Origin of the sequence: Butyrivibrio sp. ob235 (assembly GCF_900109475.1) — a bacterium.
GTDB lineage: Bacteria > Bacillota > Clostridia > Lachnospirales > Lachnospiraceae > Butyrivibrio.
The window spans coordinates 14937-35046 of the sequence record NZ_FOBE01000019.1 but is presented as its reverse complement, the minus strand read 5'-3'; the positions used below and the strand labels follow the sequence as shown (position 1 = coordinate 35046).

Here is a 20110-nt window from a genome sequence, read left to right as displayed (position 1 = left end):
AATGAGTTCAATTTTAATTAAGGATACAACAAGGGAAGAAAGGGAGCGGATCGTTGCCGAGTCTATCGGCAACGTGAATGGCTCCTGCGATGGCTGCAGCGCCGGGCTCATAGAGATGTACCAGCCATATATCGATGGAATAAAAGAGATCCGTGAGATAAACATGGAATTCAGGGCACATTATGAGTCAGGCGTTGATGGGCCGGAAAAAGCGGATTGTGGATATAAAATGTGATTATGCTTTATCAGTAAGGCTAAGAATATTAAAATCAAATAAGTCACAAAATAAGTGATTCCCGGATACAAGAGATTATATCAATCAAGGTATCCGGGAATATTATTTTCCCTGCAACATTTTCCCATCCCCGTCTGTATATAAAGCAGAAGATCAAAAATGAAATTGCTGGATTTACAGCGGGAGGAAAAAAGTTATGAAGGAATACAGATTTTTCAAATTCAAAAGATATATTGCAGCTATGCTGTTTTTGGTTATGGCGTTTGGGTTTGCTGCATCGGCGGGAGCAGATTTCTCGATTACGGCTAAGGCTGCTTCAAAAAAGAAGCATATCAGCGCGAGTATAGATAGTAATGTAAAGGTACTTTTCATAGGTGATTCGAGAACCGTAGATATGTTCAGTGCCAAGAGGCATGAGATCAAGGGTGAGGTGCACAACAACATCACTGTATATGCCAAAGACGGTGCGGGCTTCGGCTATATGAAGAACACTTTAAAGAAGGTGAATCTGAGCGATTACGATTTGGTCGTATCCTGGATGGGCGCGAATGATCGCGGTAATTTCAAGAAGTACTCTTCATATTACAAAAAGCTGAACAAGAAAAAGGGTGTGAATCTTGTTCTGTGTACGATTGGTTACTCGGATGATCGAAAGCTCGGAGATATCGGCGATATCCTTTATTACAACAACGGCATTATGCAAAGCTACAATAAAGAGCTGACAAGATGGGCAAAAAAGAATCATGTGCAAACTATCGATTTGTATTCTTATACCAAGAATCACATAAGAGCAAGGGACAATAACGGTGTTCATTACGTTCCCAATCCGACGGTTGACCTGTGGAATTACACAGTTAAGCAGATCAGCAAGAAGGTTGAAAACAGATAATTTTATATTGAAAAACAGCTATCCCATTAGCATTCCCATTGATATAATCTAAGTGTATGTTAGTGGGATTTCTTTTTATTGAATGGAAAATTTTTCCTTAAAATATGACTGCGGAAGAGAAGAGCTTATGAATGAAAAGATGAGTTTATGGTATGAACAGCCCGCAACTAAGTGGGAAGAAGCCCTCCCTGTGGGAAATGGAAGAATGGGGGCGATGATTAGAGGCGGCGCAGAGCAGGAGATAATTCACCTGAACGAGGACAGTATCTGGAGCGGCGGCCCTGCAAACAGAATCAACAAGGATGCTTTGAAGTATCTGGGAGAAATCAGGAAGCTTATCAGAGAGGGCAGGATTCCAGAAGCGGAGAAGTTATCTCTTATGGCGCTTTCAGGTACGCCCAATTCGGAGCGTTCCTATGAGCCCGCGGGCGAGGTCATAATTAATTTCGAGAAGAGTTCTGATTATAAAAATTTCAGGCGAGAGCTTGATCTTGAAACCGGCATCGCATCGGTTTCCTACGAGAGTGGGGCATCAGTTTTTGGTGAGAACGGCGCTAAGTTTACCAGGCAGTTCATAGCGTCTTTCCCTGATAAGATCATGTGCTATCATCTTGAAGCCGATGAGGGAAAGCTCAGTTTTACCTGCAGGCTCGACAGGTGTAACCACAGGCTGGACAGAGTCTGGGGAAACGGGGATGAGATAGGATTCGAGGTGGTTACAGGCACCGGAATCCCTTTTGCTGTGCGGCTTAAGGCCAGAGTGACCGGCGGATCCGTGGATACCATAGGTGAGCATCTTGTTGTAAAAGACGCTGCCGAGGCGGATCTGCTTATAGATATTCAAACCGGATTCTATAACGAGGACTGGCTCACTGCCGGGGAGAAGAACTTAGAACTTGTTAGTGGGAAGAGCTGGGATGAACTTAGGGCTGCTCATGTTGCGGATTACAGGGAGAATTTCCTTGGGCTTTCCCTGGAGCTTGGCTCGGAAAAGGCGAAGGATAAGCGCTCAAAGCCAACTGATAAAAGAATTGCCGGACTTCGAACCGGCAAGAAGGATCCCGATTTGTTTGCGCTGTATTTCCAGTACGGTAGGTATTTGCTTTTTTCATCAAGCAGGGGAGACTGTCTTCCTGCGAATCTGCAGGGGATATGGAATGCGAGCCTTACTCCGCCCTGGGACAGCAAATTCACGATCAATATCAATACAGAAATGAATTACTGGCTCGCTGAGAGCGGAAATCTGTCGGAGTGCCATCTGCCGTATTTTGGGCTCCTTAGGAGAGTTTGCGAGAACGGCAGGAAAACTGCAAGGCAGATGTACGACTGCAGCGGCTCGGTTGCACACCACAATACCGATATTTTCGCAGATACGGCGCCGCAGGATCACTATATCCCGGCAAGTTTCTGGGTTATGGGACTCGCGTGGCTTTCAACTCATATCTGGGAGCATTATGTTTTCACGGGGGATAAGGAGTTCCTTGGTGAAAACCTGGACATCATGGCGGAGTGCGTGAGGTTCTTCGATGACTTTTTGATTGAAAATGAGAAGGGCGAGCTTGTGACGTCGCCTTCGGTTTCACCTGAAAATGTCTATATTATGAAGGATGGAACGAGAGGGTGCCTCTGCGAAGGCGCGACAATGGATATTGAGATTCTGATGGAGCTTCTTGGGAATTTCCTGAAGTCCTGTGAGGTGCTGGGAGTAGATTCTGAGATTGATGGCTCAGGTGAAGAGGCTGATTCTAAGACGGCTGGTAATGGTGAAGCGGCTGATTCTGGAGCACTCGATAGCTGTGAAGCTATAGATTTTAGTGGGGTTGCTGATAGGGCGAGGGTTATCCTTAAGAAGCTGCCTCCGATCAAGATCGGAAAGCACGGACAGATCCAGGAGTGGATGGAGGATTACGATGAGCAGGAGCCCGGACACAGGCATATCTCCCATCTCTATGGGGTATATCCCGGAACCACGATTTCCTATGAGAAGACACCCGAACTTATGAAGGCTGCGAGAGTTACTCTTGAGAGAAGGCTTGCGAATGGCGGTGGTCACACCGGCTGGTCGAGAGCATGGATTATAGGTTTGTGGACGCACTTCTTGGAGGGAGAGAAGGTATACCAGAATCTGGAGGCCCTTCTTAGTAGGAGCACTTTTGATAATATGATGGACAATCATCCGTTGGGAGCGGGAGCTGTGTTCCAGATAGACGGTAATCTTGGCGCGTCAGCTGCGATGCTGGAGATGCTTGTGCAGTCAGGTGATGGCTATGTGAAACTTCTCCCTGCGCTGCCCAAGGCATTCTCTGAGGGAAGTGTCAGCGGAGTCTGCTTAAGGGGCGGCCTAATGCTGTCAATGACCTGGAAGAACATGAAGGTTACCTCGTGGGATATAACAAGACGCGACGGCGCACCTTTCCCGGAAGGTGAGATCGTGGTCCTGGTTAATGGAACTGAGGAACGAGTGAGGGTTTGAAGTATTCGGTAGTGGGCATAGGTGATGGAATTGGGAACAGGCATAGATGCTGGGAGTGATGATTAGTGATGATTACGGTGATGATTAGCTTGGCCTACGAATTCATCTACGTGCGCTTTCGATTTTTCTGTGAAAAATGAATAATGGAAGAAAACACAGATGGCATTTAAGGTTGAATCTGTGCTTTTGAGAATAGTAGTAAGAACACAGATGAAGTACGAGGTATTCATCTGTGAAAATCGTAAAGTTGTTGAAAACACAGATGCCTAGCCAGACCGAATCTGTGTTTATGAAAAGAAATAGAAAAACACAGATGGAGAGTTTTGTATTTATCTGTGGAAATTGAATAATTGTCCAAAACACAGATGCCCAACCGGATTGTGTCTGTGTTTTTGAAGAAGATAGGAAAAACACAGACGGAAGGTATAATATCCATCTGTGTAAATTGAATAATTTCCCAAAACACAGATGCTCAGCCAAAATGAATCTGTGTTTTTTAAAGAAGATTAGAAAACACAGATCCCTGGATAAAATCAGGGCGAAAATGCGGACATATATTGTGTGATAATTGTGTGATATTTCCCGGAGTAGAATGTGATCAGAACATAAGACAGGAGCAGCAAAGGCAGCGAGGCTTTACCGGCGCGAAGGCTCATGTCCTGCGGTTCTATTTGAGGGGGAGATATCAAGAGATATCAAATATAAAGCAAGCTCTTTACCACAATGGCGGGTAAAGGGCTTGTTTTTGTTCATTATTTCTTTGATTTTGATTTTTTTGATTTAGTTTCTTTGTAGATTGAAGCACCTGGAGCGCCTGCTTTTTTAAACAGCTTTTTGTACTTGCTTTTTGTCTTTGCAGGAACTTTGAATGTTGGAATAAGAGAAATCTTCTTGAATGCATTTTTTCCAACTGCATTTAATTCGGAAGATGATATTTTTATTGAACTCAAGGCTGAACATTTATAAAAGGCATTCTTACCTATAGATGTGATGTTTTTACCAAGAGAGATACTCTTTATCTTATTATTCGATTTAAATGCATTTTCTTCAACAGCTGTTACTCTGTATTCGAGACCTGCTTTTGTTATGGTATCGGGTATAGTATAGCTTTTCTTTTTAGTTACATATCCAACAACATGAGCTTCAGAATCATTTATGATATGATATTTAACCCCGTCTGCTATATGTTCCTTCGGATATTCTTCTGCATGAACTTTCTTAAACACCGTAATGTTACAGGTAGAGCATATTTCTCGCTCCTCAGTTGTTACAGAAATAGTAGCTGTACCGGCGTTATGGGCTGTAAGTAAACCGTTAGTATCTACTGATACTACATAGTCACTGGAAGAATGCCAGTTTACATTTTTGTTACTTGCGTTAGCCGGTTTTACTGAAGCTGTTAACTGGAATGTATCGCCTTCTGCAAGTGAAACGCGTGTATGAGAGAGATCTACTCCGGTTACGCTGGTTATTGTATTTGTACTCTTAATAAACCAGATCTTGATTGTGGTTTTATCCGTAAAGATATTATCATAACTTCCAAAATATCTTGAGGTTGCTAAAGAACTGTCTCGGAGCTTTACTTCCTGGAACGTTGATTTTCCGGGGTCAACACAGTAAAATTCACCATTTGAATACTTTGTAAGTAATACTGCATGCTGGACATTACCATTATTTGTGCGCCATCCATAAAGTACTATTCCTTCGGGATGGCTCTTCAAATAGTCAATCAGCTCATCTTTGCTTGGGCTTTTTTTACTGGCAGTGGAAAAAGAAATATTATCAACCCTGTAGGTGAAAGTGTTCTTTAAATCACCTGCATGTACGCCTTGCTGTTCTACGCCCTGAGCATTGACGGATTCCTTAGTGATATTTTTGTATGAATTATTCTTGGCAAGGTACAGATAGTGCTTATACATCATAGTCGCAGAGGTCATTACACAATGCGTGTTACCATTGCCCTGAAATACAAAACACTCCTGCGGAAATGATGATGAATTACCTTCCTCCGGTAAATCGCTTTCCCATTCGCAAATATATCCGAAATTATCAAGACCAAAAAAACTCTCTGATCCGAATGTTCCTTCCGCACACAAATCATTCCATGTGAAAGGAGCATCAACGCTACTATTGGGATTCCTGTTTTTGTATATCATCAGGTAATCTTCACCGTAATGGTTGTCAGGCTGACGGGCACCCCAGTTTGTATAACTGAAGCTTTCACCGGTAATCCACTCCCATCTGTCGGAATTATTTTCGGATCTTTTGCCACCTAGCCAGTAGCTGTTTCGCGTGCCCTTCTGTTCAATAAGAGATTGAACAAAATCCTGTTCTTCCTTTGAATTGATGGTAAGAAGATGGCCGCCCTCTTTTTCACAGGCTTCTTTGGCTTCATCCCACTTTTTTCCCACATTGTAAAGAGCGTATTGATGATTACCAAAAGTTATGGCGTTTTCCGGTATGTTGGCAATAACATAGGTACTTGCCGAAGCAGGAAATGTGCTTGCTGATACTGTAACTATCAAGGATAGAACAGCGGTCAAAAATTTTGATTTTTTCATGAAGACTTTACCCCCGAACATTTGGCTATAAGAGAATTGCTATGATGCAGACTACTTATAACACTAAACTTTTCTCATTTTTCAATGTAAAATTATACATCCACATTTTAGTCAGCGCCAGTGCGAAAAACATTTTTATGATTAAAAAATGTTTTTAATTTCAAAGGGTTAACTTTACCTGAAGTAGTGCTATATAATCTATTAATTAGTAGCTAATCGTGTATCCGTTTGAGTTATGGATGAGATTATATCCGGAAGAGGGAGTTAAAAAATCGGAGAAAGAGGGAACGTTAAATGGACGAACAAACAAATAAAAAGATGAGAATTGCAATTCAGCAAAACAGAGTTGATGACTTCAAACGACTGGCAAGTGAAAATGGTGATTTTTTAGAGGATGTCACTTTTTGGGGGAACTTTTTGCATTATGCTGCAAACTTTGGGAATTATGAAATTGCCAAATTTCTTATAGAGCAGGGAATTGATGTGAATAAAAAGTGTGGATATCGTAACAGCACAGCTTTGGCCCCTGCAGCATATTACGGATACCTGGATATAGTCAAATTATTGTATGAAAACGGATGCAAACTATATGTGGATACTTTTAAGGAAAATCCACTATTTGCAGCAATAGCTGAGGGACACCTGGACGTTGTAAAGTTTTTGGTGGAGAAGGGAATAGATCTTTCGCCTAGATATGACATTGACGGTACCAAAATGGATGCCTGCGAATATGCCGGCCACTGTGAAAAAAATGAAATACTAGGTTATTTAGACGAGCACCTTGGGAGGAAGCCATCGGAAGACGAGGAACCGGAAGAGGCTACCAAAGAGTTGTCAGAAAAACCGGAATTTGACTATGAAGCTTTTGGAGAAAAACTTTTTGAAGAGATGCGCAAGGTACTTAAAAAGTACAGCGACAGAGAAGACATTTATGCTTTTTCCATAAAATACGAGCCTGAGCTTACAACGTTTATTGATATACTTGCAAATACATATTCCAAGGTTAATGAATGCTTTGAAAATGGTTCGGGGAGATTCGGGTTCAATGATTACAAATATAACGAAGAAGATTGGGAGATATGGGAAGAACTCGAAGAGTTGTCGAACGATCTGGTAACACATTATGATCTCGTCGAAGAGTGGTGCGGCGATGATGACGATCTGTATGAGGATATGCATGAAGAGCACAAAAGCAAAATCATTGATACCTGCGTAAATGTCATGCAAAAGATTAGGAAGACGGAGGAGTTTTCTTTATATCCCAAGTTAAATCTCAATGTCTATGTGAGAGAGGGTATGTCCGATGAAGAGGAGCTGGAAATATTCAAAAAGCTTAATGATGAGCAGGCAGTTGAGGAATATGAAAAATTCCTTTTTGGATAAGGAGACGGCTTGAATTCTATGAATAAAAGCCGCCGCAATATCTTATATAAAGATTATTACTCACACTCCGCAAAGGTGAGTGCGGTCTCGCCCATGTCGTCGAGCTTTAGGCAGATGACTCCGCATTCGTTGTCGGCGAGGAGACTGTGGCCTCTGTAGGCGCAGCCGCCATCAATCAGGGTGATATTTTTTTCGTGGTGAGCGCTAAAGCCGGAGCCTATACCTGCAATTCGCTGAACCGGAACGTGACCGATGATGAACTGCCAGTCGTTTTCTGTATAGTTGGAGACGGGAACGAAAATGTCCGGGCGGTAAGGTGTCATCCAGACAATGTTCCACACTACGGGGTAATCGATTTCCCTAAAAGGAACATCAATATATCCCACATTGTAATAGGAGTGAGTCAGGCAAAAGGTCTTGTCGCTGACCTCAACTAAAGTTGTGAGAACACGGCTGTTTAGCCATTCGAGAAGGGATTGCCGTTCTTCTGTCGGCAATCCTTTATATTGCTCAAAAGTAATTTCTCCGCCATTTGAGAATAACCATAAGGCGGCATCTTTTCCCGGAAAATTGTCAGTAGAGCCATCGGGGGCGACTGCGTTCAGCATCATGAATTCATGGTTGCCGATAATAAGTTCCATATTCGGCGCATCCTTGATGGTCTGCAAAAGCTTAATTCCGTCCGGACCTCTGTCTATGGCATCGCCAAGCACGTACATGAAGTCATCCTCTGAAAACCGGATCTTTTCCAGAAGCTTTTGAAAAATGTGATATTGTCCGTGAAGGTCTGAGACAGTATAGGTTGCCATAAATTCTCCTGTGATTTAATAACATACAATTCATATAACATAATACCATTAACTTGGCAGGTATGCTTTGCATTTTTTGTGATATTCTTAATTTATGAAAAAAAGGAACGGAAAAAGGTATGGGCAAAAATATTGTTAGTCTAACGCATATTTCAGAAGTTTTTCTATATGAATATTATGTCCTCGGGGATAACGAATATGAGCTCGCCGCGGAGGATACGGCAGCGCCGCACAAGGAGCGGGCCAGAGAGCTTGCGCAGGAAGGTGATTATAAGAAGGCGCAGCAGGAGTGGGTTCTGGCGCACTTTGAAAACCCGGTGGATATGGAAGCAATTTTGTGGATAATTCAGTGCTGCAAGCAGCTTGGAGATACCGAGGGCGAGTATTCGTACACGACGGATTCCTACAATTTCTGCTGCACGAGGGCAGAGCTGGCGGCTTATTACAGGAACCTTGGCTGGTATTATCTTGAAAAATACTTGCCGGACGTCTCGGCTGCCTGCTACCTTTACAGCAACTATTTTGATAAGACGGAACAAGCCGATGCGGAGATAGCATTTCTTGAGAAAGCTGTAGGGAAGCCGGTAGGGGATAAGAGTCTTGAGGAGATTCAGCAGCTTTTGAAGGACAACAATATCCCGACGGAGGCGAATCCCATTACGCTTGCGCTTTTATATAAAGCGGCCGAAGAGGCGATAGGCGCAGGAAGAGAAGAGCAGGCGATTGACTGTTACAGGATGGTCTATGACCTGACCGGCGATGAAGAGGTTGGGAAAATCCTGAATAATTTAGCTTAAGGAGCATAGGAGGGGATATGCCTTTTAAGATAGTTCGTGATGATATAACTAAGATAAAAGCAGATGCGATAGTGAACACCGCCAATCCTGACGTTGCAATCGGAGATGGCGTTGACTATGCGATTTATGAGGCAGCAGGCAGGGATGCGCTTCTTGCGGAGAGGGAGAAAATCGGAGTCCTGGAGCCCGGTGAAGTGGGAGTGACGCCTGCATTCAATCTTAATGCGAAGTACATCATTCATGTCAGCAGTCCCTGGTGGGAAGGCGGAGATGAGGGAGAACCGGAGCTTTTAAGAAAGTGCTATGATAAGTCACTTCTTGAGGCGGCTGAGAGAGGCTGCAACTCCATAGCGTACCCGCTCCTGGCTACAGGCACCTACAGATTCCCTAAGGAACTTGGGATTAAAATTGCTACCGATGCGTTCAAGGATTTCCTGGAAGAACATGAGATGGAAATAACTCTCGTGGTTTTCGGGGAAGAGGCGTTTCGAATCTCGGGAGAGCTGTTTGAGGATGTCGACAGCTTTATAAGCGACAGATATGTGGAGGAAGCCGAGAGCGATGAGTATGCCCGCGATTGGAAAATTGAGGCAATCTATACACAGGGTAGTTCTTTCGCGGATGAAGATTTTTCCGAGGAGGAATCTGATGAAGACCTCTATATAGATGATTCCGATGAAGAGTCAATCGATGAAATTATAATCAAAGAGGAATTACCGAAAAAAGACGATAATATTAATCCTATTAAGAAACTCGGCAGCATCTTCAAGAAATCCGATATGGCAGGAGCATCCAAGCTGTCTGCACCTGCGGCGCAGGCGATGCAGATGTCTACTAGCGAAGCTGCTATGCCGATGATGAGCCTGGAGGATACTTTAAAGAGTATGTACAAGGATTCCTTCGGGGAGCACCTCCAGCAGCTGATAAATAAGAAGGGCCTCAAGAATTCGGAAGTCTATGCTGCAGCCAACATGTCCAAGCAGTATTTTTCAAAGCTTCTTAAGGACAAGGTAAATCCCTCCAAGGAGAAGATGCTAGCACTTGCGGTCGGTCTTCATCTCAACATGGACGAAACCGTGGATTTCCTTCGACTCGCCGGCTACGCGATGTCTCCGATATCACAGACAGACGCAGTGGTGGAGTACTTCATCCGCAAACAAGAATACAACGTAATGCGAATCGACATAGTCCTCTACGAGTACGGCCTCGATCCGCTCTCCTGATCGAAGACAAAATTCCGCGCACCCAAGGGGCCTGCCCACCGGGCTCAGACTGTATGCTCAGATGAACCGTCATCTTGGCGAAATTCATCAGGTCCTTTGTTTGTCATCATGCGTGGGGCAACCTGTTTGAAAGATGTTTGTTTAGAGCCACTTACGTCCTTAAGACTTTTTGCTTCTATATCCACTCGCTTGAATTTTCTAATGCTCACGCAGATTTCTTTTATAGTGCATGCTCGATATAATCGCTTTTTCAAAGCTCGTTATCTCGCATGCACTTTAAAATCTGCTTTGTGAGCATAAGAAAATTCAAAGCTCAGGATAAATTGCAAAAGAGTCTTAAGGACGTTAGTGGCTTTTACAAACATTCTTGAGTTTTGCCCCACGTATGAAATAAAGAAAACAAAGGACCTGATGAATGTTCTTCGCCAATTGACGGTGAAAATGAGCATACAGTCTGAGCCCGGTGGGCAGGCCCCTTGGGTGCGCGAAATTTTTTCATGGTCGCCTTCGGGTTGACCATTTTCTTTTTGCCGGAAGGTATTATGTGGTTACAAGAACAGAAAACCAATAATACAAACGGAGGTAAAGATTATGAGTAAAGGATTAACAGAAATAGTTTATATCTTGGATAGAAGCGGATCGATGTCAGGGCTTGAGGCAGATACAATAGGCGGGTTCAATTCCATGATGGATAAGCAGAAGAAGACCGGAGAGAAGGCGCTGGTTTCTACAGTACTTTTTGATGATGAGTGCGAGGTCCTTCATGACAGAATTCCGATCGACCACATAAAGAAGATGACCGAGAAGCAGTACTACGTTCGCGGATGCACAGCTCTTCTCGATGCAGTGGGCGGAGCGATTCATCACATAGCAACCATTCATAAGTATGCGAGAAAAGAGGACAGACCCGAAAAGACTATTTTCATAATCACAACAGACGGAATGGAGAATGCCAGCAGAAAGTACTCCTACAGCAAGGTTAAGAAGATGATTAAGCAGGAGCAGGAGAAATATGGCTGGGAGTTCATTTTCATCGGAGCAAATATCGATGCTTATGCGGAGGCTGATCGCTTTGGAATCAGGAGAGACAGGACCGCCAATTATGTATGCGACGAGATGGGTACAGCGACAGTATTTGCCGGAGTATCCAAGGCTGTAAGCGCGGTTATGATGGCAGAGGATGACTGCGATATGGAATGCTGCCTTGCTCAGAGCGGTTGGAATGAAGAGATAGACAGGGATTATAAGAAGCGCGGAAGAAAATAATCAGGAAGAAAAATCCCTTTTCGCACACAAAAAACTCCAAAAAGGAAAAATATGAAATAATTTTTTGCATTATTTTGAATTTATCTGAAGACATTTGTGGATTATATTCGTTATATAAACAAATGAACAGTTTGGTTTCTGATTCGTAATCAGGAGAAAGGTTGAAAATCATGGGTGGAAAGAGATTATATAAGAGTAACAATCGTAAGATCTGTGGCGTATGCGGCGGCCTTGCAGAGTACTTTGGAATTGATCCTTTTATAGTAAGGCTTATCTGGGGCGTTCTCGCATTTGCCTGGGGAACCAGCATTGCAGTTTATATCATACTTGCTTTCATAATGAGCGATGCTCCTGATTACATTGAAGACGGTCATATAAATTTTGAAAACAAGAACATTGAAGAGAAGACCTATGTCAATGCAGAACCGGTCGGTTTCAGAATTAACGACGGAGTTAAGGAAGAAATCTACCGATAATCATAGATGCAAATATATTAAGTTTTGTTAGAGTAGTGCAGAAAGGAGTAACACATGAACATAACACTCGAAGCAATTGAAAAGGTAATGGATCTTACAGGAGTTGAATACAAGACAGCTAAGGAAGCTCTTGAGAAGACAGAAGGCAATGTGGACGAAGCTGTAAAGCTCATCCAGCCTCAGACAAAGGACATCGGTGAGGATGTTAAGAACCTCATGGATAAGCTTAAGAAGACCGTTGAGGAAGGCAATGTTGACAGAATCCAGGTTAAGAAGGATGACGAGATTGTCCTTAGCGTTCCCGTAAACGTAGGAATCATCGGCGGTATCCTCGGACTGGCAGCAGCTCCCTGGGCTCTTATCGCCGGCAGTGTTGCAGCATTCGGTCTTGGCTGCAAGCTTATGGTTGTGAAGAAAGACGGCACAACCAATGAGATCAAGTAAAAAACTGAATAATACCCACTTTTTCCCCGAAGTCTCCGGTCGTTTCTGATCATAATACTTCGGGGATTTTTTTGTCTTAAAGAATTTAATGTTTTTTTCCAAAAACTTAATATTGTGGTAATCAAATGCGATTGTTTGCTATTTATTCGACTTATATAATTAATTGTGGGATTTTGCACAGTTTCTTATGCGGAGATAGCAGAGTGGGAGATAATGAGCGGGTTTCAAAAAAGCATAATGTCGTGATCATCATTATCACCGTCGTAAGTATCGGTGCACTAATGGAGAGCATTCTGCAGGGATGGGAGTTTTGGATGCCACCCCTTATTATTGTCGGGATTATTGCCTGCTGGGCCATACATGTCAGAAGCCATTTGGAGCCCAGGATTCGGGAAAATATTTTCCTGATATATTGCATGCTGGTGATTTTTTATCATGGCGCGCACAGGAGCAGCCTCTATGATGTGATTGCCTTCTCGGTACTGGTGATGATTACAGCGACTTTGTTAAAGCGTGAAGAATACCTGGTTTTCTTACTGGTTGAGTTCTTTGCTATCATTTTCATGCAGATAATATGGACAGTGGCCTCCGGAGCCGCTGCGTTCAGTTCTCTCGAATTTCACAAAATCCTTCTCCAGTCGCTGTTAGAGGTATGCTGTTACAGAGCTCTAAGAGCTATCCTTAAGTATGAGCGCTTTGTTGAGGATGAGCTTATTCGTAAGAACAACAATGATGAGACCGAGAGTATAGGCCTCGAGGATTTCCTTGTAAACATATCACACGAACTGAGAACCCCTGTAAATGTTATAAACGGTATAACAAGTCTGATGCTGAAAAACAAAAGGAGTGAAGATGTCCTTATCATCAGGGATGCAGGTGTGCGCCTTTCGCTGCAGATCGAGGACATCCAGGATTACAGTGAGATACAAAGAGGGGATTCCAGGCTCGAAGAGGACAGGTATGCCCTGGCGTCTCTCTTGAATGATATAGTTGCCAATTATAATATTCTTGCAAAGAACGATAATATCGAATTTATTATTGATCTTGATCCCAATATGCCAACGCTCCTTCGGGGCGATTCTGTAAAAATTCGAAAAATAATCGATCATCTTCTTGATAATGCCTTTAAGTTCACGGCTGCGGGCGGAGTATATCTCAAAATCACAGGAATAAAAAAAGAATACGGAGTTAATCTCATAATCGAAGTATCCGACACCGGCATAGGCATGGATGAGAAGGATATTGAGAGGATAACCAGAGGCCGCTATCAGGTGAACCAGAGCCGCAACAGGAAAGTTGGCGGTATTGGACTGGGGCTTTCCATAGTGTTTGGTTTTATGCGCCTTATGAAGGGGTTCGTCACCATTGAAAGTCAGAGGAAAAAGGGAACCACGGTGCGTGTCAGTATAGCGCAGGAGGTCCTCGATCCTTCGCCCTGCATGAGTGTTGCGGATAAGAGATTTATCAATATTGTTTTCTATCTGATTCCCAATAAATATAAATATCAGGCTGTCAATGAGTTCTACAAGTCGCTCGGAACCAATTTTGCCACGGGTCTGCGGCTTAATCTTTATGCGGTTCCGAACCTCGCCGAAGCAAAGAAACTCATCGACAAAGGAAAAATCACTCATGTTTTCATAGGGTATGAGGAATATGTCCTTGATCCTGAATACTTTGAGAAAATTGCGCATGAAAACATCACTGTTGCGGTTTCAAAACGCTACGATTTTGAGCGCCCTGATGACAGTGAGATAATCTGGGCAGAAAAACCCGCCAGCGGATATCAGATGCTTCGTGTACTAAACGGGGAGGCCTATTCTTCCAAGCTTCTTCCTGAAGAGGGAAGACCTAAGCTTGACGGGCTTCGCGCGCTTATAGTTGATGACGAACCTATGAACCTGGTTGTTGCCAGCGGACTTTTCAAGGAATACAAGCTTGATATTGAAGTTGCGCACAGCGGAGCAGAAGCTCTTACCATGTATTCGCAGTCTTTCTATGACATCATATTCATGGATCACATGATGCCTGAGATGGATGGAATCGAAGCGATGAAGCAGCTTAGAAGGATTGCTGTACAAAATGGCAAGAATGTATGTGTTATCGCGCTTACGGCAAACGCTATCAGTGGTGCGAGAGAGATGTTCCTGCAGGAAGGCTTTGACGGCTTCATAAGCAAACCGATAAATCTTAATACGTTTGAGCGTGTTATGAACAACCTTTTGAAAAGCGGGACTCTTCAGGGTAAAGGAGGTGCAAGATGAGATTACGCTTCCTTAACCGATTGATACGTCTTTTAAAGAGCCCTGAGCTCGGCTTCAGAGAGAGGGTTTTTGTGCTCCTTACCATTGTTACGGAGTTCTTCATTATCCTGGGACTTATAGGGGATATAGTTTTTAATGAGAATATTATTGAGACTATTACCGTAGCCATAGTAGCGGTATTGATTCCTGTCATCACATTTTCGTCAGTAAAACTGAAAAAGATAAAAACAGCAACAAGAATTATTGTCGTGGGACTTGTTCTGATACTCCTTCCTATCCTGTTTTTCTTTGGAGGCGGAGTTACGGGAGGCGGCGTGCAGTGGATAGTCTTTGCTTACCTGTACACCGGTCTTGTAATCAGCGGAAAATGGAGGCCGCTGATGGTCGCAATTTTGACTATTGAGACCTGTCTTTTCTACCTGAACGGATATTTTCGCCCTGAACTTGTCGGCAAACATAATGAGCGTATGTTTTACATTGATTCTCTGATATCGCTGATATTGGTGGGGCTTATCTGCTGTGCCATGGTGTGGTTCGAAGAATGGCTTCTTATGGAGGAAAACAATAAGGCGCGTGATGAGACCAAGAAGGTTGAGGAATTAAACCGCGCGCAGAACCGCTTTTTCTCAAGCATGAGTCATGAGATCAGAACACCCATCAACTCAATCCTTGGTCTTAACGAGATAATCCTTCGTCAGGAGGATGCTTCCTCCGAGATAATAAAGGATGCCGAGAATATCCAGGGGGCGGGCAGAATGCTGCTGGCTCTTGTGAATGATATTCTGGATTTTTCAAAGATAGAAGCCGGAAAGATGGACATAGTTCCCGTCAACTACAGTATGGAAACGATGCTGTCGGAAATCGTGGGAATGATATGGATGCGTGCGGAGGAAAAGGGGCTTGAACTCAAGGTCCAGGTTGATCCTTCGATTCCTGCGGAATACTTCGGCGATGAGATGCGTATCAAACAGATACTCATAAATATCCTGAACAATGCAGTTAAATATACAAAGCAGGGATCCGTGACACTTACGGTGGAGAAGGAGGAAGTAAGGGATAACCAGATACTTCTTGTGTTCTCTGTGACTGATACCGGAATGGGTATTAAGCAGGATGAAATACCCTATCTTTTTGATGCCTTCCACAGAATTGATGAGGAGAAAAACAGCAAGATAGAGGGTACCGGACTTGGCCTTTCAATCGTTAAGCAGCTGGTAGAGTTGATGGGCGGTAGGATAACCGTCAACAGCGTCTATACGCAAGGGTCGACTTTCATGGTTGCTCTGTGGCAGCAGGTGGCAAGAAAAGATGCCATCGGCGATATAAATATCGTGAAGTTTGTGAACAGGCAGAAGGCAGAGAAATATGTTCCCGACTTTACAGCATCCGAAGCGGCAATCCTTATTGTTGATGACAATGAGATGAACCTGGAGGTGGAAAAGAAGCTTCTTACCGATACGCAGATCACTATACATACTGCAATAAGCGGACAGGAAGCTCTGTCAATGACTCTGAATTACAAGTATGATCTGATACTCATGGATCATCTGATGCCTGAGATGGACGGTATTGAATGTCTCCAGCTTATAAGAAATCAGGATAGTGGACTGAATCGCAACGTTCCTGTTATTGTTCTTACGGCAAATGCGGACAGTGAGAACAGAGAACTGTATGATCGAAGCGGTTTCGATGATTATCTGGTAAAACCGGTGACCGGACAGCAGCTTGAGGATATGCTCCTTAGGCATCTTCCCGAGATTAAGATAAACAGAACCGAGGGCAGCAGCAGTACCGGAGCACGGATGAATACCGCAAGCGGTTATAGTAAAAAACTGCCGGTTGCAATTTGCACAAGCTCTATGTGCGACCTTCCGGCGAAGTTTATAAATGAAAAGAATCTGGATATAATTCCGTTCTCTATTATTGCGGACGGAAAGAGTTACCGTGACCGGGTAGAAGCAAGTACCGACGATCTTGTTCACTATATGCAGGAGGATGTGGAATTCAACTCTTCGCCGCCGTCGGTGGAGGAATTTGAGAGCTTCTTCGGACGCGTTATGAAAAAAGCGCATCAGATCATATACCTGACGCTTGCTCCGGGCTTTAGTGATGAATACAGAAATGCCAAAACTGCGGCAAGAGCGTATGAAAATGTTATCATTTTTAACTCCGGAAATAACTCCTGTGCTCTCGGATTGCTGGTGCTTCTGGCTCAGAGAAGAGCTATGCAGGGAAGGCCAACCGATAAAATCCTGGAGGAACTAAAAAAAACAAGGGATAACATCAGTTGTACCTTTATTACCACAGATGCCGGATTCATGATGAAGAGAGGCATAATCGGCAGAAATCTTTACGGTGTCATGAGCACGTTCAATTTGAAGCCCGTAATCCGCATCAGGGATAACAGGGTAACCATTTGGCGCCTTTTTATGGGCGAAAAAGAGAGCTGTTATATCAAATACATAGACCATGTTCTGAACAGATTTGAGAATCCTGATACCGATCTGATTTTTGTAGAGTATATAAATCTCACGGAAGATGAGAAGGAGTTAATAAGGCAGAGAATCCATAAGAGATTTCATTTTGAGCATATCATCTTCCAGAAGGTATGCTCAGTTATGACACTGAACTGTGGTATGGGAGCAATCGGTTTGTCTTACCTTGAAAGAGGTGAGGCGCCTTATGATCTTAGCATGATGCTCTCGGGGGATGTTGTCGATGACAGTGAAGTTTCGTATGTGAATGATGAATCAATCGGTGATGAAAAAGAAAAAAGTGTTGACGACAGGTGGTATGAGCATGTACCCGGACTGGAATATGAGAAGGCGCTGGAAGCTGCCGGGTCCAAGGCAACCTTCCTTGCAGTGCTTAAGATGTTCTATGAAGGGATCGACAAGAAAGCCTCTGAGCTTGAGAAATGCTATCTGGCTAAGGATTATGACAATTATATTATTAACGTCAATAACCTGAAAAATTCTGCCAGAACCGTAGGCGCTAAGAAGCTTGGAGAGCTTGCACTTGAGCTAGAAAATGCTGCGAAAGCGGGAGATGCTGATTTTATAAAACAGAATAACGGAAGGCTTCTTGCGGATTACAGAGATTATATTAAGTTACTTAAGAGCATCGATGAAATGAAGGATATTTGATGAAAAAGGATAAAGATATCATAAAAAGTGTATATTGGCTCCTATTCGGTTTCATAATGATGCTGATCTTTGTTATGGTACCCATAAGGTCCGATATTTTTACTTCGGGCTATACGGAGCATCCGGTTAATTTTTCTAAAGACTGGAGAATGGGTGGACAAAAGATTTCTCACATTCAGTCGGTTATGGCAGGTGAGCACGGCGGGCAAGTAATTCTTGAAAAAGGGCTTCCTACAAGGCTTACCGAGAAGGATTCTCTTTGCTTTGAATCCCAGAATACCAATCTGTCGGTTTTCCTGGATAACGTGGAGATATATAAATTCACCAGTACTTCCAACCTGACAGGTACAAGTACCGGTATTGTTTTTCATGAAGTGGGACTGGGTTCGCTGAACGTGAGGAAAACCATAAAGATTGCGAGTTCCTGCTGCTACGAAGGACAAAAGACCGGCAGAATTATGAATGTATACATATGTCCGCCGTCGGATTATATGCGCCTGATGTTTCATCGTATGCTGGTGCCATGCCTTTTGTGTGTACTTATGATCCTGTTCGGATTGATACAGATACTAGTGTACTTTTCGGTCATTGATAAGAGCACACTGCCCTTCAACATACTTGCTCTTGGAACGACTTCGCTTATAGCGGGAACCTGGCTTTTCATCGATACGAATATCATGCAGCTTCTGACGGGGTCGATTTATGCGTGGCGCGATATGAGTAAGACACTGCCTTTTTGGGTGGGGTATCCCCTGGTTACTTTCTTTAATTCAACCACGGTAAAACAGAGTTCGATTTATCATCATCTAAGCTTCTGGCTTTCAATGGTATTTGAGCTGAGTATTATAAGTGCCAGGTATCTTTTTAATCTGGATATGGCCTATTCTTTTTCACTTTTCCTGATTCCATACTTTATTCTGATAATGGGAATCATGGTTATCATAGCCATTGATAATGCGAATTATTGCAGAATTAAAGGAATTGTCGTCAAAATCAGGGATATATATTTTGTGCTTATTCTGCTGCTTGTCTGCGGTCTTGTGGATCTTGTAAGAGATTATACCGCTCAGATTCAGACGGATGTGCAGGGGCTTTATACCAGGGCAGGAATGGTCATTCTGATCGCCTATATGATGTTCAGGTTCCTCAAATGGTGGACGAAGGATCATGCACAGATTCAGAGGGAGCGCTTCATTAACCATGCTCTTCAGTACGCTCTGTCTTCGGATTCTCCCGAGAATAACATAAAGGCAATGCTCGATTTCATGGGAAAAGAGCTTGAAGCAAACAGAATTTTCATTTTTGAAGATCAGAAGACCGGAAAATTCCGCGGCAGCTATGAATGGTGCAGAGAGGGACTTAAGCCTGAATCAATAGAGCTTATCTATTTGCCTTATGACGGATTTCTGGATAAATTCTATGACACCTATGTGGAGAGCGGGCGAAGGCTCATTGTAAGTGATATACAGCAGGTAAAAGCGTCTGATCCGTACTTTTACGATCTCCTGAAAAACTATAAGGTTGAAAATCTGGTTATAGGTGCGCTGCAGATAAACGGTAAACTCACGGGACTTTGCGGAGTGAGCGGAGCGCCCAGAGAAAAGCTTGTGGATATCGCCGAGATTATCAATCTCATATCCTATTTCCTTGCGCAGCTGATTCTGCAGAGAGAAGAGCAGAAGAGACTGTTCTATTATAATTATAATGATGCTCTGTCGGGTGCGAGAAACCATATGGCGTACAGAAAGTTCATGGAGAGCGGACTGGATATGTCGGCGGCCTTTGGTTATATGCGTGCTGAAATTCTTGGACTTGAAGATATAAACAGAGAAAAGGGGTACGATGCCGGCGACAGAATGGTTATAGACGTTGCCAAAACTCTTATGGAAATCTTCGGAGAAGCAAATGTCTACAGACTTAACGGCAATGTTTTTGTCTGCTTCGGTTTTGAGACAGAGGAGTCCTATTTTGAAAATGATGTTGAATGTGCAAGACGCATGATTGAGAAGAAGGATATAAAGATAACCATGGGTTCTGCGTACTGTGTTAACGGTACAACGGATATGGAAATAATATTTAATCGTGTAGATGAGTTGTTACAGGAGAACAATAATGGTAATCTGGTATGAGGACTAGCTGAGGGGAGA

Annotated in this window: 14 protein-coding genes; 12 read left to right on the top strand and 2 right to left on the bottom strand. The window is 43.3% G+C overall.

Annotated features, from left to right (window positions below):
- Position 1 precedes the first annotated feature (1 nt).
- The 3 genes from BMW61_RS13245 to BMW61_RS13235 all read left to right on the top strand — a co-directional run bounded on the left by BMW61_RS13245 (position 2) and on the right by BMW61_RS13235 (position 3597).
- The gene (locus tag BMW61_RS13245; RefSeq protein ID WP_091822752.1) at positions 2-235 is read left to right on the top strand and encodes a purine biosynthesis protein PurH; all 234 of its coding nucleotides are present in this window, start codon (positions 2-4) and stop codon (positions 233-235) included.
- 196 nt (positions 236-431) lie between these two features.
- Positions 432-1124, top strand: a complete 693-nt coding sequence (locus tag BMW61_RS13240) for an SGNH/GDSL hydrolase family protein (RefSeq protein WP_091822750.1) — start codon at positions 432-434, stop codon at positions 1122-1124.
- Positions 1125-1251: 127 nt separating this feature from the next.
- Entirely contained in the window at positions 1252-3597 is a 2346-nt protein-coding gene (locus BMW61_RS13235; RefSeq protein WP_175475204.1) for a glycoside hydrolase family 95 protein, read from the top strand.
- A 752-nt stretch (positions 3598-4349) separates the two neighbouring features.
- Here the strand turns inward: BMW61_RS13235 and BMW61_RS13230 are convergent.
- On the bottom strand, positions 4350-6158 hold the full coding sequence (locus BMW61_RS13230) for an Ig-like domain-containing protein (RefSeq protein ID WP_175475203.1): 1809 nt from the start codon (positions 6156-6158) through the stop codon (positions 4350-4352).
- Between the two features lie 294 nt (positions 6159-6452).
- On the opposite strand from BMW61_RS13230, the gene BMW61_RS13225 reads away from it, so the two are divergent.
- Positions 6453-7541: an ankyrin repeat domain-containing protein gene (locus BMW61_RS13225; RefSeq protein ID WP_091822742.1), complete on the top strand. Its 1089-nt coding sequence runs from the start codon at positions 6453-6455 to the stop codon at positions 7539-7541.
- Between the two features lie 56 nt (positions 7542-7597).
- On the opposite strand, the gene BMW61_RS13220 is transcribed toward BMW61_RS13225, so the two are convergent.
- The gene (locus BMW61_RS13220) at positions 7598-8350 is read right to left on the bottom strand and encodes a metallophosphoesterase (protein WP_091822740.1); all 753 of its coding nucleotides are present in this window, start codon (positions 8348-8350) and stop codon (positions 7598-7600) included.
- 119 nt (positions 8351-8469) lie between these two features.
- On the opposite strand from BMW61_RS13220, the gene BMW61_RS13215 reads away from it, so the two are divergent.
- The 8 genes from BMW61_RS13215 to BMW61_RS13180 all read left to right on the top strand — a co-directional run bounded on the left by BMW61_RS13215 (position 8470) and on the right by BMW61_RS13180 (position 20092).
- Positions 8470-9147, top strand: a complete 678-nt coding sequence (locus BMW61_RS13215; protein ID WP_091822737.1) for a hypothetical protein — start codon at positions 8470-8472, stop codon at positions 9145-9147.
- Between the two features lie 17 nt (positions 9148-9164).
- Complete coding sequence (locus tag BMW61_RS13210; protein ID WP_091822734.1) at positions 9165-10370, top strand: macro domain-containing protein; 1206 nt, start codon at positions 9165-9167, stop codon at positions 10368-10370.
- A gap of 591 nt (positions 10371-10961) precedes the next feature.
- On the top strand, positions 10962-11636 hold the full coding sequence (locus tag BMW61_RS13205) for a vWA domain-containing protein (RefSeq protein ID WP_026498589.1): 675 nt from the start codon (positions 10962-10964) through the stop codon (positions 11634-11636).
- A gap of 170 nt (positions 11637-11806) precedes the next feature.
- On the top strand, positions 11807-12112 hold the full coding sequence (locus tag BMW61_RS23070) for a PspC domain-containing protein (protein ID WP_081646804.1): 306 nt from the start codon (positions 11807-11809) through the stop codon (positions 12110-12112).
- A gap of 54 nt (positions 12113-12166) precedes the next feature.
- Complete coding sequence (locus BMW61_RS13195; protein WP_022763268.1) at positions 12167-12556, top strand: DUF4342 domain-containing protein; 390 nt, start codon at positions 12167-12169, stop codon at positions 12554-12556.
- 203 nt (positions 12557-12759) lie between these two features.
- Entirely contained in the window at positions 12760-14817 is a 2058-nt protein-coding gene (locus BMW61_RS13190; RefSeq protein ID WP_175475202.1) for a response regulator, read from the top strand.
- Positions 14814-17963 carry a DegV family protein gene (locus tag BMW61_RS13185; RefSeq protein WP_091822729.1) on the top strand — a complete coding sequence of 1050 codons (3150 nt, stop codon included), beginning with the start codon at positions 14814-14816 and terminating at the stop codon, positions 17961-17963. The genes BMW61_RS13190 and BMW61_RS13185 overlap by 4 nt, the downstream gene beginning before the upstream one ends.
- Complete coding sequence (locus BMW61_RS13180) at positions 17963-20092, top strand: sensor domain-containing diguanylate cyclase (RefSeq protein ID WP_091822726.1); 2130 nt, start codon at positions 17963-17965, stop codon at positions 20090-20092. The genes BMW61_RS13185 and BMW61_RS13180 overlap by 1 nt, the downstream gene beginning before the upstream one ends.
- The last annotated feature ends 18 nt before the right edge of the window (positions 20093-20110 follow it).

Excerpts from the sequence above, each read along its gene's own strand:
- BMW61_RS13245 (WP_091822752.1), top strand. The coding sequence starts at position 2 with ATGAGTTCAATTTTAATTAAGGATACAACAAGGGAAGAAAGGGAGCGG.
- BMW61_RS13240 (WP_091822750.1), top strand. The coding sequence starts at position 432 with ATGAAGGAATACAGATTTTTCAAATTCAAAAGATATATTGCAGCTATG.
- BMW61_RS13235 (WP_175475204.1), top strand. The coding sequence starts at position 1,252 with ATGAATGAAAAGATGAGTTTATGGTATGAACAGCCCGCAACTAAGTGG.
- BMW61_RS13230 (WP_175475203.1), bottom strand. The coding sequence starts at position 6,158 with ATGAAAAAATCAAAATTTTTGACCGCTGTTCTATCCTTGATAGTTACA.
- BMW61_RS13225 (WP_091822742.1), top strand. The coding sequence starts at position 6,453 with ATGGACGAACAAACAAATAAAAAGATGAGAATTGCAATTCAGCAAAAC.
- BMW61_RS13220 (WP_091822740.1), bottom strand. The coding sequence starts at position 8,350 with ATGGCAACCTATACTGTCTCAGACCTTCACGGACAATATCACATTTTT.
- BMW61_RS13215 (WP_091822737.1), top strand. The coding sequence starts at position 8,470 with ATGGGCAAAAATATTGTTAGTCTAACGCATATTTCAGAAGTTTTTCTA.
- BMW61_RS13210 (WP_091822734.1), top strand. The coding sequence starts at position 9,165 with ATGCCTTTTAAGATAGTTCGTGATGATATAACTAAGATAAAAGCAGAT.
- BMW61_RS13205 (WP_026498589.1), top strand. The coding sequence starts at position 10,962 with ATGAGTAAAGGATTAACAGAAATAGTTTATATCTTGGATAGAAGCGGA.
- BMW61_RS23070 (WP_081646804.1), top strand. The coding sequence starts at position 11,807 with ATGGGTGGAAAGAGATTATATAAGAGTAACAATCGTAAGATCTGTGGC.
- BMW61_RS13195 (WP_022763268.1), top strand. The coding sequence starts at position 12,167 with ATGAACATAACACTCGAAGCAATTGAAAAGGTAATGGATCTTACAGGA.
- BMW61_RS13185 (WP_091822729.1), top strand. The coding sequence starts at position 14,814 with ATGAGATTACGCTTCCTTAACCGATTGATACGTCTTTTAAAGAGCCCT.
- BMW61_RS13180 (WP_091822726.1), top strand. The coding sequence starts at position 17,963 with ATGAAAAAGGATAAAGATATCATAAAAAGTGTATATTGGCTCCTATTC.